Here is a 16,056-nt window from a genome sequence, read left to right as displayed (position 1 = left end):
GTCGCCTCAGGCCCGCGCGACCGGCGGCGGCGTGCTGTCCAGCGCACGGCGCACCACGTCGATCGCGGTGGCGCCCAGGAAGTCCGCCTCCGGGTCCATCACCAGGCGGTGGGCCAGCACCGGCACCGCCAGATCCTTCACGTCGTCCGGCACCACATAGGCCCGGCCCGCCGCGGCCGCCGCCACCCGGGCGCAGCGCACCAGGGCCAGGCCGCCACGCACGCTGGCGCCCAGCGAGGTCTGAGGGTCGTCGCGGGTGCCCTCCAACAGGCGGGCGACGTAGTCCAGCACCGCGCCGTCGACGTGCACCCCCTGGGCCAGCTCGGCCATCCGCACCACGTCGTCGGTGCCGATCACCGGGGCCAGCGCCACCGTGCGGTCCCGCTGGCCGGACAGGATCTCCACCGTGGCGGTGCGGTCGGGGTAGCCGAGGGAGGTGCGGATCAGGAACCGGTCCAGCTGCGCCTCGGGCAACCGGTAGGTGCCGGCCTGCTCCACCGGGTTCTGGGTGGCGATCACGATGAATGGGCGGCCCACCGGGTGGGTGTCCCGGTCGACGGTGACGTGACCCTCCTCCATCACCTCCAGCAGCGCGGACTGGGTCTTGGGCGAGGCCCGGTTGATCTCGTCCGCCAGCAGCACCGAGGTGAAGACCGGGCCCTGGTGGAAGACGAACTGCCGGCTGCCCTGGTCCCAGATCGTCACGCCGGTGACGTCGCTGGGCAGCAGGTCCGGGGTGAACTGGATTCGCTGGTGATCGCCCCGCACCGACGCGGCGATCGCCTTCGCCAGGGAGGTCTTGCCGGTGCCGGGGGCGTCCTCCAGCAGCACGTGGCCCTCGGCGATCATCGCGGTGAGCACCAGCCGCACCGGGGCGTCGGCGCCGAGCACGGCGCGGGAGACGTTGCGGGTGAGCGCGGCGAAGGCCTGGGCGAACCAGGTCGACTCGTCGGGGGTCATCGCGGGTGTGCTCCTGTGGGCTGGGGTGACGGGGGACGAAGCGCGGGCGGGATCACGGGCCGCTCCAGCTCAGGCCTTCGAGCGTGGCGGTGGCCTGCGGCCCGTCACCGGTGGCGTTGGCCGGGGTGACCTTGAGGGTGAGCGTGACCGGGCTCGGCGGCGAGCTGTCGACCGGCAGGGTGTAGGTCGTCGAGGTGGCGGTGATCGCACTGGATCGCATCACGTACGAGCCCCACCCGGTGAGCTCCACGTCGTAGGCGACGCCGCTGCCACCGGTGTCGGCGGGCGCGGTCCAGCTGACCTGGATCGCCGTGGGCCGGGCGCCGTCGGAGGGCCGGACCGGGGAGATGGTCAGCCCGGTCGCGGCGGCCGGGAGCGTGGTGATGGTGCCGGGATCGATCCGCACCGAGGCGGCCGGGCCGCTGCCCCGGGCGTTGCGGGCGGTGACGGTGACGGTCGGGGCGCTGGCCGAGCCCAGGCCGCTGATCCGGGCGGTCCAGCGGTCGGTCCCCGGCTCCCGCTGCACCGACTCGACCTTGCCCTGGTCGGTGCCGACGTCATAGCCGGTGACCGGGTCACCGTTGGACGGGGCCGCAGTCCAGCCCACGTCGACCCAGCCTGCTCCGGCGGCGGTCCCGGTGGACGCCTGGGCGAAGGCCAGGTTCCCCGGCGCACCGGGCACGTCGTAGGCCTGCCCGGAGGTGGTGACCGACTCGGAGCGGCCGACCCGGTTCGTTGCCCAGAGGGTGAAGGTGTAGCGCTTGTCGTTCGGCACCGAGATGGTCCATTCGGTGGTGCCCTCGGCCAGGGTCTCCGTGCGGCTCTGCCCGTCCCCCTCGATCCGCAGCCGGTAGGTCAGCTCGGCGCCGTTGTTGTACGAGGGCGACCAGGAGACCGACAACGATCCGGACGCACCCGACCTCACCCCGGTGAACCCGGGCGTGGTCGGCACCCCCGCCGGGGTCGCCGCCCCGGACGACGGGCTCCACCCGCTCGGCTGCGGCGCCCGGTTGTGGGCGCGCACCTGCACCGTGTACGCCGTCCCGTTGTCCAGTCCGGTCCAGGTCGCCGACGGCCCGGACACGGTCTGGGTGCCGGAGCCACCGCGGGGCGCGGGCGAGATGGTCGCGGTGTAGCTGGTCACCGGCGATCCGGCGGAGGCGGGCACGTCCCAGGTGGCGGTGACCGTCTGGTCGCCGGCGGTGAGCACCGGCGCGCCGGGGGCGTCCGGCACCGCGTCCGGGCGTGCCACCGCGGAGGCCGGGCTCGGGTCGGACCAGCCGACCGCGTTCTGGGCGGCCACGGTGAAGGTGTACTCGACGTCGTTGGTCAGGCCGTCGATGGTGCAGGTGGTCGAGGCACAGGGGCGCTGCTGCCCGCCGGGGCTGACGGTGACCCGGTAGCCGGTGATCGGTTCGCCGCGGGCGTCCGGGGCGTCCCAGCTCAGCACGACGGTGGAGTCCCGGATCTCGCCCACCCGGGGGGCCTTCGGGGTGGCGGGCTTGCCGCGGACCCGCAGCGAGACGGTGGCGGCGACCTCGCGGGAGGAGTCGCCGGTGGCGTCCCGCACCCGGACCTGCACCACCATCTGGCCGGTGAGGTCGGCATTCGGCCGGATGGTCAGGGTGCTGCCGGAGACGGTGGCGGTGCCGGTGCCGGCGGTCTGCACGGTGGCGCCGACCACGGTGAGCGGCTGGTCGGGGAACGGGTTGTAGGCCCCGTCCAGGACGTTGATCACGGTGTCCTGGCCCTGCACGCCGTCGTTGAGCGTGCGGTCCGGCACACTGGCCAGCCGGCGGGTGCTGGCGATCGCCCGGACCTCGACCTGGACGTCCATCACCCCGGCCCGGCCGTAGCTGAGCTGGAGCTGGACGGTGCCGGCGGTGCCCTTGGCGGTGCCGGTGTCGGCGGAGACCAGCAGCCGGCTGCCGTCCAGGGCGGCGGTGAACCCGGCCGGGGCGCCGGAGGTCAGGCGGAACCGGTAGGACTGGTCACCGTCGGAGCCCTCGACCCCGCGGGTGAAGTTGCGCAGGTCCACCGACACCGGCGCCTCTCCGGGGGCGACCTCGATCCGGCTGGGTGCGAAGGTCGGCGGGTAGTCGTCCTCGGTGAACACGGTGATCGGCAGGGTGAGGGTCCGGGTGCGGGCATTCGCGTCGTCCGGGCCGGTGGCGTCGGTCACCGGCACCGTGATCGAGGCCGGCCCGGCGTACCCGTCCTCGGAGGTGAACCGCAGCGTGCCGCTGTCGACCACCAGCTCCGCGCCGTTGGACCGGGTGGCGGTCACGGCGGACCGGTCGGCGATCTGGGCGGTCCGGCCGGGCGCGACCTGGACCTGCGCACCGAGCGAGATGGTCAGGGTGTCGCCGCTGGCCACCCGCAGCTCGTCGGCCCGGGGCCGCAACTGTGGCGGGAAGAAGCCGAGGGCGGGCACCGTGATGAAGGCGTAGGCGGTGGCGGTGCCGCTCTCGTCGGCGGTGTTGCTCAGCTTGTACGGCAGGGTCTGCGCGGTGTCGGTCAGCGTGATCCGGACCGTGCCGTCCTCCCGGACGGTGGCGACGTCCTGGGCGCTGGTCGGCACCGAGACCGCCAGGTCGGAGATCGGGCCGCTCGGGTTCTGGGCGACCTCCAGCACGTTCACGTCCACCGAGGTCTTGTCGATGGTGTCCGCCGGTGGCACCACCACGTCCCGGGCGACCGGGGGCAGCACCGGGGCGTTCGGGTCCACCCGGACGGTCAGCGCGGCGCCGGCCCGGGCACCGAGCTGGTTGGCGGCGGTGTAGCCGATGGCGTAGATGCCCTGTTCGGCGGGCGCGTCCACCACGATCCGGCGGCCGTCCACGGTGGCGGTGACGCCCTCGGGCACCTCCAGTCCAGGGTCCAGGGTCAGGTCGCCGCCGGCCAGGTCCGCGTCGTTGTCCAGCACCCGCACCTCGACCCGCTGGCCGGGGCGGACGGTGACCTCGTCGTCGCGGGCCACCACTCGGTTGCTGTCCTCGGGCCGCTCGGCGATCCCGACCCGGACGGTGCCCACCGCACGCTGGCCGGTCCAATCCTCGACCGCGTAGGTGAACTCATCGGTGCCGGACTCCCCGGGCAGCGCCTCGTACTCCAGCCAGTCGGCGCCGACGTCGGTGACCCGGCCCTTGGTGCCGGCGGTGTCCACCCCGAGCAGGCTGACCCCGTCCCCGTCGACGTCGATGCCGATCAGCGGGATCGAGATCCGGACCGTGTCCCCGGTGAACGCCCGGGCGGTGACGTCCCGCGGGCGCGGCGGGGCCTTGGTCTCCGGGTCCGACTCGTGCACCCGGACCGTGACGGTGGCGGCGGTGCGGTTCCCGGCCGAGTCCTGGACCACGAAGGTCGCCCGGACCGTCATCGGGGTGGCCGGTGCCTGGTACCGCAGCACGCTGCCGGAGACGAACATCAGCCCCTGGCCGTCGCCCAGCGGCTCGGCGAACTCGCTGACCAGGGAGATGGTGTCGCCGTCCGGGTCGTAGGCGTCCTCCAGCACCGGGATGGTGACCACGCCGCCGGTGCGCACCTCGACCACGGCGTTCGGCACCACCGGCGGCTGGGAGGTGCTGGCGGGCGGCACCGGTTGCACCACGATCTCCCCGACCGCGGAGGCACTGCCGTTGGTGACGACGTACTCCAGCACCACCGGTTCGGTCAGCGCGCCGACCGCGGCGACCTCGATCAGCTCGTGACCGCGCACCGCGACCTTGAGCTCCTCCGGCGCACTGACCGACTGCAGCACCAGCACCCCACCGGCCGGATCGGTGTCGTTGGCCAGCGGGGCGACGGTGACCTCGCCGCCGGTGGGCAGCCAGGCGCGGTCCAGCACCGCGGTCGGCGGCTCGGGCACCTCGGGCGGGTCCTTGACGTCGATCCGGGCCAGGCCGATCGCCTGCTGCGGGGCCGCGGTGATGGTGAAGGACACGTAGTAGGTGCCGGCCCGGGCAGCGGAGAAGTCGATGGTGCCGCGGTCCAGATCCGGGGTGATCGTGGTGCCCTGCACCTGGTCCACCCCGGCCAGCCGGGGCTTCTCCGCGCCGACGGTGCGCACCGCGGCCAGCGGGTCCAGCTGGACGCTGCGGTCGACGTAGGTCTCGGCGTGCACCGGGTCGAGCTGCAGGTCCAGCGATCCCGGGGCGCGCACGTCGACGTCGACGGTGCCCTCGGTGGTGGTGGTGCCGTCGGTGACCTGCAGGTGCACGGTGGTCCGGCCCAGGTCCTCGCCGTCGGCGACGTAGGTCAGCGTGCCGTCCTGCCGGAACCGGGCGGTGCCCTTCTCCGCGGTGGCGCCGACCAGGGTGAGCACATCGCCGTCCGGGTCGGAGAAGTCGGCCAGCACCGGGTAGGTCGCGGTGGTGCCCTGTTCCAGCAGGATGCTGCCGGTCCGGTCCTGCACCGGCGGGTCGTTCTGGCCGTCCCGGACGGTCAGGGTGACCGTGGCGGTGGACGGCGAGCTGGTGCCGCGGCCGTCGCTGATCGAGTAGCTGAACGTGACGCTGCCGGTGGCCTCGGGGGTGACCCGGACCTGCAGCGCGCGGCCGCCGTAGACCGGTTCCAGGGTGCCGAAGGACTCCGGCACCGGGTCGAACTCGGTGATCGCCAGGATGCCGCAGTCCGAGGAGGTGTCGTTGTCGATCACCGAGAGCACGGTGGTCCGCCCGGCCCGGACGCCGAAGTCGTCGTCGACCGCGGTGGGGGTGGCGCTGTTGGTGGAGCACTCGGCGACCAACTCGTGGGTGGTGCGTTGACCCTCGGCCTCCTGGCTCTCGTCCCGGGTCTCCTCCTCGGGGATCACCTGGGACCAGTCCGGCTCGCGCAGCTCGGTGTCCTGCAGCGGCAGCCACAACCGGCCGTTGGTGGTCTCGTTCAGCGCCACGACCTGCCGGTTCACCCGGAACACCAGGGTCGCCGAGGTGGTCATGCCCGCCAGGGTGAGCAGTTCGTCCGGCCAGCCGTCGCACAGCATCAGGTAGTTGTCCGCCGCGGACGGCCAGGCGGCGTGCGCGCACTCCCCGACCCGGACCGGGGCCGCCGGGGTGCCGCCACCGCCGCCGGCCTCGTGTTCGGCCACGACCGTGCCGTTCGCCGCGGATGCCTCGACCAGCGCACCGGCACCGGCCACCAGCACGGTGTCCGCCTGCGGTCCGGGCTGCTGCAACACCGGCGAACTCAGGCCCAGCGTGCTGGCACCGCCGGTGGTGCGCAGGGTGTCCCCGTCCAGGCCGACCACGGTGTCGCCGACCGCGGTCACGGTGTCCACCGCGCCGCCCAGCCCGGGCTGCTCGCTGCTGGTCGCGGCGCCCCCGGCCACCGGGGTCACCCGGGTCACCGCACCGGTGTCGGCGGACACCAGGAAGGCGTCCCCGGAGCTGCCCACCACCACCCGGGCGTCGCCGTCCACGGTGGCGTCGGCCGGGTCCGCCGAGGTCTGCAGCAGCGGCAGGTCGGCCAGGGTGCGCACCCACAGCTGCCCCTCGGCGTCCAGCACCGCCACCGTCCCGGCCTGCATCGCGATCTGCGATCCGGCGGGCACCGGCACCTCGGCGGCGGCGGACACGCTCGCGGGGTCGACCACGGTCAGGCTGCCCGGCTCGACCAGCAGGACGTCCGAGCCCTCCTGCCGCACGTCGAAGTCGCCACTCTTGGCCACCAGCCCGGCGTTCAGCTCCTCGACCTGGGCGTTGTACCGGCCGAGCTGCAGCGTGCTGGTCGCGGTCAGCCAGACCGCGCCGTCGTTCAGTTCGACCTGGGCCAGCGGGAAGCCGGGATTGACCACCGCCAGGGTCGCCAGCACCGCGGGCACGGTGACCACCGCCGCGGTGGAGGCGGTGCGCCGGCGGTCCCAGGGCCACTTCACGGCGTACACCCCTGCGCCGGGGTGGTGGAGGCGCGCCGGTCGGCCCGGACCACGGAAACCTCGATGCAGACCTGGCCGGCGGGGTCGTCCAGGCCGGCCAGATCCTCCGGCTCCAGCACGACCCGGGTGCCGTCCACCGGCCGGAGCTGGGTCTGCCCGGTGCTGGTCAGCAGGCCCCACAGGTAGCTGTCGCCGTCCTCGGGGTCGGGATTGCGCCAGGTGAAGACCACGCTGCCGTCGGGCCGGTGGCTGCCGGTCAGCGCCACCGGGGCGGGCACCGTGGCGCTCACGGTCTGGGCCGGGCGGGCCAGCGGGTCGTCGTCCCGGTTCGCACCCCGGTCCGGGTCGCGGGTCACCAGCAGCACCACGACCACCGCCGCCAGCACGACCACCGCGGAGATCGCGGCGGCGATCACCCGGCCGGGCCGGCGGCGCCGGGGCTCGGGGTCGACCTGCACCCGGAGGTCGACCTGCTCGCCGGGGGCGGCGAGCGGCGTCGGGGCGACCGGGTGCACCGGCCGCATCCGGGTGGCCTGGTCGGCCGGGTCGATCTGGCGCACGGAGCGCAGCCGGGTGGCGTCCGGGTCCGGCGCCGACCACACGGCGTCGCCGGGGGCCGGATCCTCGCCCAGGTCGAGCGGGGTGAGCGGCAGGCCCAGGTCGGCCTCCACCGCGCGCAGGTCCATCGCCAGGTCCACCGCGGCGGCGTACCGGCGGGCGGGTTCGACCGCCATCGCCCGGGCCAGCACGGTGCGCAGCCGCGGCGGCACGTCCTCGCGGGTCAGCGGGGTCGGCACGCCACGCTCGATCCGGCCGACCAACTCGGCGGGGTCGTTCTGGCCGCCGGGGCGTTCGAAGGGCGACCGGCCGGCCAGCGCGGAGAACAGCGTCGCGGCGAGCGAATAGATGTCCGCCCGGGGGCCGGAGCTCGGCACCGCGGCCAGCAGCTCGGGCGCGGCCCACGGGATCGACATCCCGACCGCGGGTGCGGGGTCGTCCACCTCGGCCGCGATGCCGAAGTCGCTGAGCACCGGACGACCGAGCTCGTTCGCCAGGATGTTGGACGGCTTGATGTCCCGGTGCACGATGCCGGCCCGGTGCATGGTCTCCACCGCGCAGGCCAGCCGCACACCCGTCTGCAGCACCTCGGCGATGCCGATCCGCTCCGAGCGGTAGCGCCGGCCCAAGTTCGGCCGCGGGCAGTGCTCCATCACCAGGAACTCGCGGCCGTCGGCGGTGATCCCGGCCTGGTAGACCGTGACGATCGACGGGTGGTGCGACACCCGGGCGGTGAGGTCGGCCTCGCGCTCGAAGGCCGACCGCTCGGCCGCCCCGACCGAGGGCAGCAGGACCTTGACCGCCACCGATCGCCGGGGCAGTTGCTGGGTGTACACGTACACGTCGGCGGCACCGCCACCGCCGAGCACGCTCTGGAAGGTGTAGCCCGGAAGTCGCGGTGCCGGCGCGGCTTCGCGTGGACTCATGCAGGCGGCTCCACGGTGAAGGTCACCCCGTCGCCCAGGTCCACGACCTCCCCGGCGCCCACCGCCACCGCCTCGCCGACCGCGATCTTGCGCGGTGCCACGCCCCCGGCGGCCACCGTGATCCCGTTGGTGGAGTACAGGTCGGTGACCAGCACCTTGCCGTTCTCCACCCGCAGCTCGGCGTGGGTGCGGGAGATGTCCTGGGTCGGGCTGGGCACCGCCACCAACCGGGTGCGCACCCCCTCGGTCGCCCGGGCAGCCTGCGGGGCACGGCCGATCAACAGCACGCCGTCGACCGGGACCACCACGCCGGTGGACAGCGCCACCCGCGGGTAGGCGTCCGGCGCCGGGGCCGGCGGGTCCAGCGGGACCACGCTCTGCGGGCCGGTGTCGGCGTCCTCGGTGGACACCGGGGCCGTGGCCGGGGTCTCGCCGGCCGGGGCTGACCACTGCCCGGACTCGGAGATCGCCCAGGACGGCAGGTTCTGCCGGATGCTGGCCAGTTCCCCGCTGAGGATCGTCATCCCGTCGTGGTCGTCCTCGGACGCCGGGCCGGGCAGCACCGGGGCGGGGGCGGTGGCCGCCGGGGCCGCCTGCACCGGGTGCGGGGCCGCCGGGGTCACCGGAGCCGCCGGGGTCACGGGCGCTGCCGGGGTCACCGGAGCCGCCGGGGTCACGGGGCCCACCGGCGTGGTCGGCGCGGCGTGCGGGTCCAGCGCGGAGCGCCGCGGTGCGGCGGTCGGCCGGGCGGGCGCGGGCACGGCCATCGCGGGCACCGGCTGGACCGCCGGCAGCACCTCGGTGGCCGCGGCGGACGTCCCGTCCTCGGTCTGCGCGGCCGGCTCGGGCACCGACGGCGACGGGTCGGCGGCGACCGCGGCCTCCAGCTCCGACCACACGTCACCGGCCGGGTCCGGGCGCAACGCCTCGAACTCCGGCACCGTCGCCACGACCTGGGCACGGCGCCGCATCCCGCGGGACACCGGGCCGGACTCGGCGGGCCGGGCGGCCGGGCGGGCGGTGCCGTCCAGCACGATCCGCGCGGCCCGGACCACACCCTCGGTCAGCGGCAGCAGATCCCCGGAGGTGCGCTCACCCGGTGCGCGCAGCACCACCTGGTCCGCCGCGGGCGCGCTGTCCTCGGTCCACAGCACCACCTGCGGGGCGGTGCGCCGGTCCTGGTCGCCGGCCCGGGTGGCGATGATCTCGGCGTCGCCGCGCAGGGCGTAGTGCAGGCCCTCGGCGGCGATCTGCACCGCGGCGAACGGCCGCACGCCACTGATCCCGTCCGCGAGCAGCGACTCCAGCGGGCGACCGAGACCGTCCCGCTCGCGCAGGGTGTCCCACACCGTCCGCACCACCGACAGCGGCGTGCGCGGGTGCAGCAGCACCGCCATGTCGCCGGCGACGACCCCGTACCACTCGCCAGGGGTGTACTCGGGCATGGTCACTGGTCCTCCACCTTGTTACGCGGGCGCGGGATCGTCGCGCCGTCGACACTGTCGTCCCACTCTCCATCGGCCGGTATCCCGGCCAACGCGAGCCATCCGGGCGCATTCTCCGGCCCGGCGTGGGCATCCACCACCACCACGGTGGTGTTGTCCCGTCCCCCCGCTTGTACCGCCAGCCGCACCAGCGCCGCCGCGGTCTCCGCCGCGTCGGCCCCGTCGGCCAGCACCACCGCCACCTGCTCGGCGGACAACTCGTTGCTCAACCCGTCCGAGCACAGCAGCACCCGGTCGCCGGGTCGGGCCGGCAGCAGCCAGTAGTCCGGCTCGGGATCGTTGCCGGTGCCCAGCGCCCGGGTCAGCACGTGCCGCTCCGGGTGCTGCTCGGCGTCCTGCGGGTCCAGCCGGCCGGCGTCGATCAGCTCCTGCACCACCGAGTGGTCCACGCTGAGCTGCCGCAGCTGCCGGTCGTCGGCGGACCAGCGGTAGACCCGGGAGTCGCCGACGTTGAACACCAGCCAGTGCGCCACGCCGTCCTGCTCGGCCAGCGCCACTCCGGCGACCGTCGTGCCGCCCTCCCTGCGCTCGAAGGCGTCCCGGATCCGTGCGGCGGCCCGCTGGAAGCACCGCTGCAGGTCGGCGGGTTCGACGCTGGTCAGCCCCGCGGTCTGGGCGAACTCCTCGACGGCGAGCCGGCTGGCGACGTCGCCGGCCTCGTGCCCGCCCATGCCGTCGGCCACCAGGAAGACCGGCGGGTGCGCGAGCAGCGAGTCCTCGTTCAGCGCGCGCACCCGCCCACGGTCGGTGGCCGAGCCCCAGGTCGTCCGCATCACTTCCCCGTCCCCGGCCCTCGGCCGGTCAGATCCCCAATTGGTACACGCCCCAGTACGCCAGCACCACGAGCAGGACGGTGCAGGCGACGCTGGTCCCCCACAGCGCCACGTGTCCGAGCACACCATGCCCCAGCGGCCGGCCGATCCGGCGCAGCGTGCGCATCCGGTCGACCACCAGGACGGCGGCGATCACCGCGCCCAACCCGAGCAGCCGCACCCCCAGCCAGCCACCCTGCACCACCCAGCCGTTGCGTTCGTAGTCCAGTGCGAGTTTCGCCACCGCGAGTAGGTACCAGACCAGGCCCGCCACGGTGGCGACCGAGAGAGCCGACAGCAGCGTCAGCCGCCGGGTGAGCGTCGCGTCCCGGCCCTCGTGCGGCGGATGACCGCGCCAGTGCCGCCAGCCGATGGTCGCCCACCGGACCGCGGGCAGCAGGATCGCCGCCCCCACCGCGCCGATGATCAGGCCGAGCAGCACGTCGCCGTCACCCAGCCAGCGCGGCTGCGGCACCGGCTGGGCCAGGTACAGCTGTTCGGGCTGGTCCCCGGCGATCCGGGGCAGGGCACCGGCGGTGTCCGGCAGGCCGAGCACCCAGCCGGACAGGTCGGTCAGGAAGTCGGCGGAGACCACGCCGTCCACCCGGATGCCGTGGTCCGCCCCGCCGTAGTACCGCAGCGTGTAGTCGCTGTTCCCGGCGAGCGCGATGTCCCGGATCAGCTGCTCGGGACCCTGGATGATCGGCATCGACTGGTCGGCGGTGCCGTAGGCCATCAGCACCGGCTGGGTCAGCTGGCGCTGGTACTGCGCCACGTCGAAGTCCACGTACTCGAACCCGCCGCCGGGCAGCTGCATCCCCACCGCGCGCGGGATCGCCCGGAACACCTGGTCCGGTACCCCGGTGTTGCGCAGGTACTGGTCCACCGCGAACGCGGCCTGCTGCCGGGGCGGCACCACCGGCGCGGACACCAGCACCAGGAAGGCCACCTCGGACCGCTCCGCCGCCATCACCGGGGCGATCCAGCCGCCCTCGCTCTCGGCGTAGATCCCCACCCGGTCGGCATCGACCCCGGGCAGCTCGCGCAGCACGTCGAAGGACGCCAGATAGTCGGTGGCCATCTCCACGTAGTCCCGGTGCCGCATGGAGTAGGTGTCCAGCCGCTTGTCCGGCACCATCGTCGCCACCCCGGCCGCGGCCAGCGCATAGGCCTGGTCGACGAAGGCCTCCTCGAACTTCCCGGTGCCCGCACCGTGCACGAACAGCACCGCCGGCACCGGCTCGGGCGCGTCCACCGGGGTGAGGATCCGGGCCTGGACCACCGCCCCGTCGAGCTGGACCTCCACCACCCGGGTGTCGACGTCGTACTCCCCGGCCTCCGGCGCCCCGGTGATCGCGGTGGACGTCGCCTGCACGGTGAGCGGGTCGGTCACCGGCAGTGGACGCCACTCCGGGCCCATCAGCGCACCGAGCACGGCGAGCAGGATCGCGCCGGCCAGCACCCCGCCGACCAACCGGTAGAACGCGTCGCGGCGCGGCGAACGGGGGCGGTGTGCCCCGGCGTCGCGCTCGGCGTCCCGGGCCAGCCGCCGCCGGTGCCGGGCGGAGCTCTCCCCCGGGCGCGGGTCGGTGTCCGGTGCCGCCATCAGAAACCGAGTCGGCCGAGCTGCTTCGGGTCGCACTGCCAGTCCTTGGCCACCTTCACGTGCAGATCCAGGTACACCCGGGTGCCGAGCAGCGCCTCGATCCCGCGCCGGGCGTCGGTGCCGACCTGCCGCAGCCGCGACCCGGCCCGGCCGATCACGATCGCCTTCTGCGAGTCCCGCTCGACGTAGAGGTTCACCCGGACGTCCACCATCGGTGTCTCGCCCGGGCCGGCCTCCCGCGGCACGATCTCCTCGACCTGGACCGCCAGCGAGTGCGGCAGCTCGTCCCGCACGCCCTCCAGCGCGGCCTCCCGGACCAGCTCGGCGACCATCACCGCCTCCGGCTCATCGGTCAGCTCGCCCTCCGGGTACAGCGGCGGGCCCTCCGGCAGGTAGCCGGTCAGCAGCTCCTCCAGCTCGGCGACCTGGTAGCCGTCCCGGGCGGACACCGGGATGATCTCCGCCCAGTCGCCCAGCTCGGAGATCGCCAGCAGGTGCTCGGCCAGGCGCTGCTTGCTCACCAGGTCGGCCTTGGTGGCGATCGCGATCACCGGGGTGCCCCGCCGGCCACGGCTCAGCTCGGCCAGCTGGTCGGCGATGAACCGGTCGCCCGGACCGACCTTCTGGTCCGCGGGCAGGCAGAACCCGATCACGTCCACCTCGGTCAGGGTGTCCTTGACCAGCTCGTTCAGCCGCTCACCGAGCAGGGTCCGCGGCCGGTGCAGCCCCGGGGTGTCGACCAGCACCAGCTGGGCGTCCTCCCGGTGCACGATGCCGCGGATGGTGTGCCGGGTGGTCTGCGGCCGGCCGGAGGTGATCGCCACCTTCTGCCCGACCAGGGCATTGGTCAGGGTGGACTTGCCGGCATTCGGCCGTCCGACCAGGCAGGCGAAGCCGGATCGATGGGTCACCTCAGGGCCTTTCCTCAGTGTGGTTCACCGGCGCGGGGTCCGCGGCGGCCTCGTCGTCGGGCTGGTCGTCCGGGACCCGGCTGACCAGGACCCGGGCCACCCGCTTGCGACGGCCCTCGGTGCCCTGCGCCACCAGGCGCAGGCCGTGGATCTCCCCGGCGGAGCCCGGGATCGGCACCTTCCCCAGTGCCTTGGCCAGCAGCCCGCCCGCGGTGTCGACCTCGTCGTCCTCGACCTCGATGCCGAACAGCTCGCCCAGCTCGTCCCGGCCCAGCCGGGCGGGCACCAGGAAGGTGCCGCCGCCCAGGTCCTCCACGGTCGGGGCGGAGGGGTCGTGCTCGTCGGTCAGCTCGCCGACGATCTCCTCCAGCGCGTCCTCGATGGTGACCAGCCCGGCGATCCCGCCGTACTCGTCCACCACCATCGCGATGTGCGAGGCACCGGCCTGCAGCTCGCGCAGCAGTTCGTCCACCGGCTTGGACTCCGGCACGAACACCGCCGGGCGGACCACCGACACCGCCGGGGCGTCCACCGAGGCCGGGTCCTCCTCCATCCGCCGGACCAGGTCCTTGAGGTAGATCACCCCGCGCAGGTCGTCCACCTGCTCGCCGATCACCGGCACCCGGGAGAAGCCGGAGCGCAGCAGCAGGGACAGCACCTTGCGCAGCGGGGTCTGCTCGCCGGTGGTGACCATGTCCGTGCGCGGGACCATCACCTCACGGGTCAGCGTCTCGCCCAGGCCGAGCACGGAGCGCAGCATCTCGCGCTCGTCGTCGTCGATCGACTCCCGGCCGTCGCGTTCGACCATCTCGCGCAGCTCGCGCTCGTCCAGGTTCCCGGCGGGCTCGGTGATCCGCAGCAGCGGCCCGACCACCCGGCGCACCCCGGACAGCAGCCGGGAGGTCGCCTTCAGCACCGGCACCGCGCGGCGCTGGCCCACCGAGCGCGGGCTGAGCCGGGCCAGCACGATCGTGAGGAAGGCGCAGGCGACCACGGCGATCACCAGTTCCAGCGACCAGGTCAGCGTGCTGGCGGCGATCGCCAGGGTGATGCAGACCGCGGCGACCATCTCGCACAGCAGCCGCAGCGTCCCCGCCGAGGACGCCACCCGCGCCCGGTCCTCGCACAGCGCCTCGATCCGGGAGGCCGCCGGGTGCCGGGCGGCGGCCAGCTCGGCGATCTGCCCCCGGGACACCCGCAGGATCGCGGCCTCCCCGGCGGACAGCAACGCCGCCACCAGCAACGCCAGCACCGCGAGCGCGACCAGCAGCCCGATCGGGACCTCGTGCATCGCCGCCGTCACCGGCCGGCGAGGAAGGTCAGCAGCAGATGTCGCTGCAGCGCGAACATCTCCTTCTCCTCCTCGGGCTCGGCGTGGTCGTACCCGAGCAGGTGCAGGATGCCGTGCGTGGTCAGCAGCAGCATCTCCTCCACCGTGGAGTGACCGGCGGTGCGGGCCTGCTCGGCGGCGACGTCCGGGCACAGCACCACGTCACCCAGCAGCCCGGGCGGGGTCGGCTCGTCCGCGCGGCCGGGGCGCAGCTCGTCCATCGGGAAGGACAGCACATCGGTGGGCCCGGGCTCGTCCATCCACTTGATGTGCAGATCCGTCATCACCTGGGTGTCGACGAACATGATCGACAGGTCGGTCTGCGGGTGCACGTGCATCTGGTCCAGCACGAACCGGGCCAGCGCGGCGAACTCCGCCTCGTCGACCTCGTGGCCGGACTCGTTGTTGACCTCGATGCTCATCGCACGGCCCCCAGGAGGGCGCGGCGGGCGGTGCGGTCGGATGCGTTCACTTGGTGTGGTCCCAGCGTGCGTAGGCGTCGATGATGTCGCCGACCAGCCGGTGCCGGACGACGTCGGAGGAGGACATCCGGCAGAACGCGACGTCGTCGACATCCGCCAGGATCGATTCCACCACCCGCAGGCCGGACTGCGTGCCCGAGGGCAGGTCCACCTGGGTCACGTCGCCGGTGACGACGACCTTGGACCCGAAGCCGAGCCGGGTGAGGAACATCTTCATCTGCTCGGCCGAGGTGTTCTGCGCCTCGTCCAGGATGATGAAGGAGTCGTTGAGCGTGCGCCCGCGCATGTAGGCCAGCGGGGCGACCTCGATCGTGCCGGCCTCCATCAGCCGCGGGATCGAGTCCGGGTCGACCATGTCGTGCAGCGCGTCGTAGAGCGGGCGCAGGTACGGGTCGATCTTCTCCGACAGCCCACCGGGCAGGAACCCGAGCCGCTCGCCGGCCTCCACCGCGGGGCGGGTCAGCACGATCCGGTTCACCTCCCGGGCCTGCAGCGCCTGCACCGCCTTGGCCATCGCCAGGTAGGTCTTGCCGGTGCCGGCCGGGCCGATGCCGAAGGTGATGGTGTTCCGGTCGATCGCGTCGACGTAGGTCTTCTGGCCGGTGGTCTTCGGCCGGATGGTCCGACCGCGGCCGGACAGGATGTTGAGGGTCAGCACGTCCGCCGGGCGGGTCTCGGTCCCGGCGGTGAGCATCGCCACCGAGCGGGTCACCACATCCGGGGTGAGCGGGGTGCCGGCCGCGGCCATCTCGACCAGCTCGTCCAGCAGCCGGGAGGCCAGCGCGACGTCGCCGCTCGGTCCGGCCAGCCGGATCTCGTTGCCCCGCACGTGCAGGTCGACGGTGCGGAAGCCCTGTTCGACCGCACGCAGCACCTGGTCCTGGAGCCCGAGGAGCTCGACCATGGACACCTGCGCGGGGACGGTGATCCGGTGCTCGACCCGTGCGGCGGACGGGGAGGGGGACCGTTGCGGTTCCGGTGTGGATTCGGCCATGTGCTCGGCTTGCGCCGTCGCGCTCCTTCGGTGGTGGGGACGATCGAGCCCGAGTTTACCGGCAGGGCGTGACAACCCGCCTCGCAATAGCCCCCGA

The 16,056-nt window shown here is 74.0% G+C and carries 10 protein-coding genes; all 10 read right to left on the bottom strand.

Annotated features, from left to right (window positions below; all coding sequences use genetic code 11):
* Positions 1-6: 6 nt before the first annotated feature.
* From HGA03_RS13590 to HGA03_RS13545, 10 genes are read right to left on the bottom strand one after another with little or no spacing between them, the layout of a single operon-like run.
* A complete protein-coding gene (locus HGA03_RS13590) occupies positions 7-960 on the bottom strand; it encodes an AAA family ATPase (RefSeq protein WP_168630834.1) in 954 nt (317 codons plus the stop codon).
* A 52-nt stretch (positions 961-1,012) separates the two neighbouring features.
* Positions 1,013-6,835, bottom strand: coding sequence for an Ig-like domain-containing protein (locus HGA03_RS13585; RefSeq protein ID WP_168630833.1), 5,823 nt, complete (start codon positions 6,833-6,835; stop codon positions 1,013-1,015).
* Positions 6,832-8,319, bottom strand: coding sequence for a serine/threonine-protein kinase (locus HGA03_RS13580; RefSeq protein WP_168630832.1), 1,488 nt, complete (start codon positions 8,317-8,319; stop codon positions 6,832-6,834). The genes HGA03_RS13585 and HGA03_RS13580 overlap by 4 nt, the downstream gene beginning before the upstream one ends.
* Entirely contained in the window at positions 8,316-9,764 is a 1,449-nt protein-coding gene (locus HGA03_RS13575) for an FHA domain-containing protein (RefSeq protein ID WP_239073738.1), read from the bottom strand. Before HGA03_RS13575 ends, HGA03_RS13580 begins: the two co-directional genes overlap by 4 nt.
* 2 nt (positions 9,765-9,766) lie before the next feature.
* Positions 9,767-10,597 carry a PP2C family protein-serine/threonine phosphatase gene (locus HGA03_RS13570; protein ID WP_168630830.1) on the bottom strand — a complete coding sequence of 277 codons (831 nt, stop codon included), beginning with the start codon at positions 10,595-10,597 and terminating at the stop codon, positions 9,767-9,769.
* Positions 10,598-10,625: 28 nt separating this feature from the next.
* Positions 10,626-12,242, bottom strand: coding sequence for an alpha/beta hydrolase family protein (locus HGA03_RS13565; RefSeq protein ID WP_168630829.1), 1,617 nt, complete (start codon positions 12,240-12,242; stop codon positions 10,626-10,628).
* The gene (gene era / locus HGA03_RS13560; protein ID WP_168630828.1) at positions 12,242-13,153 is read right to left on the bottom strand and encodes a GTPase Era; all 912 of its coding nucleotides are present in this window, start codon (positions 13,151-13,153) and stop codon (positions 12,242-12,244) included. The genes HGA03_RS13565 and era overlap by 1 nt, the downstream gene beginning before the upstream one ends.
* Before the next feature lies 1 nt (position 13,154).
* On the bottom strand, positions 13,155-14,444 hold the full coding sequence (locus HGA03_RS13555) for a hemolysin family protein (RefSeq protein WP_168630827.1): 1,290 nt from the start codon (positions 14,442-14,444) through the stop codon (positions 13,155-13,157).
* An 8-nt stretch (positions 14,445-14,452) separates the two neighbouring features.
* On the bottom strand, positions 14,453-14,905 hold the full coding sequence (gene ybeY, locus HGA03_RS13550) for an rRNA maturation RNase YbeY (RefSeq protein WP_168630826.1): 453 nt from the start codon (positions 14,903-14,905) through the stop codon (positions 14,453-14,455).
* Between the two features lie 46 nt (positions 14,906-14,951).
* Positions 14,952-15,959 (bottom strand): PhoH family protein, encoded by a 1,008-nt coding sequence (locus HGA03_RS13545; RefSeq protein WP_168630825.1) that lies wholly within the window; start codon positions 15,957-15,959, stop codon positions 14,952-14,954.
* Positions 15,960-16,056 lie beyond the last annotated feature (97 nt).

It is taken from the genome of Cellulomonas denverensis (genome assembly GCF_012396125.1).
Lineage (GTDB): Bacteria > Actinomycetota > Actinomycetes > Actinomycetales > Cellulomonadaceae > Cellulomonas > Cellulomonas denverensis.
This window is presented reverse-complemented; position numbering and strand designations above follow the sequence as displayed.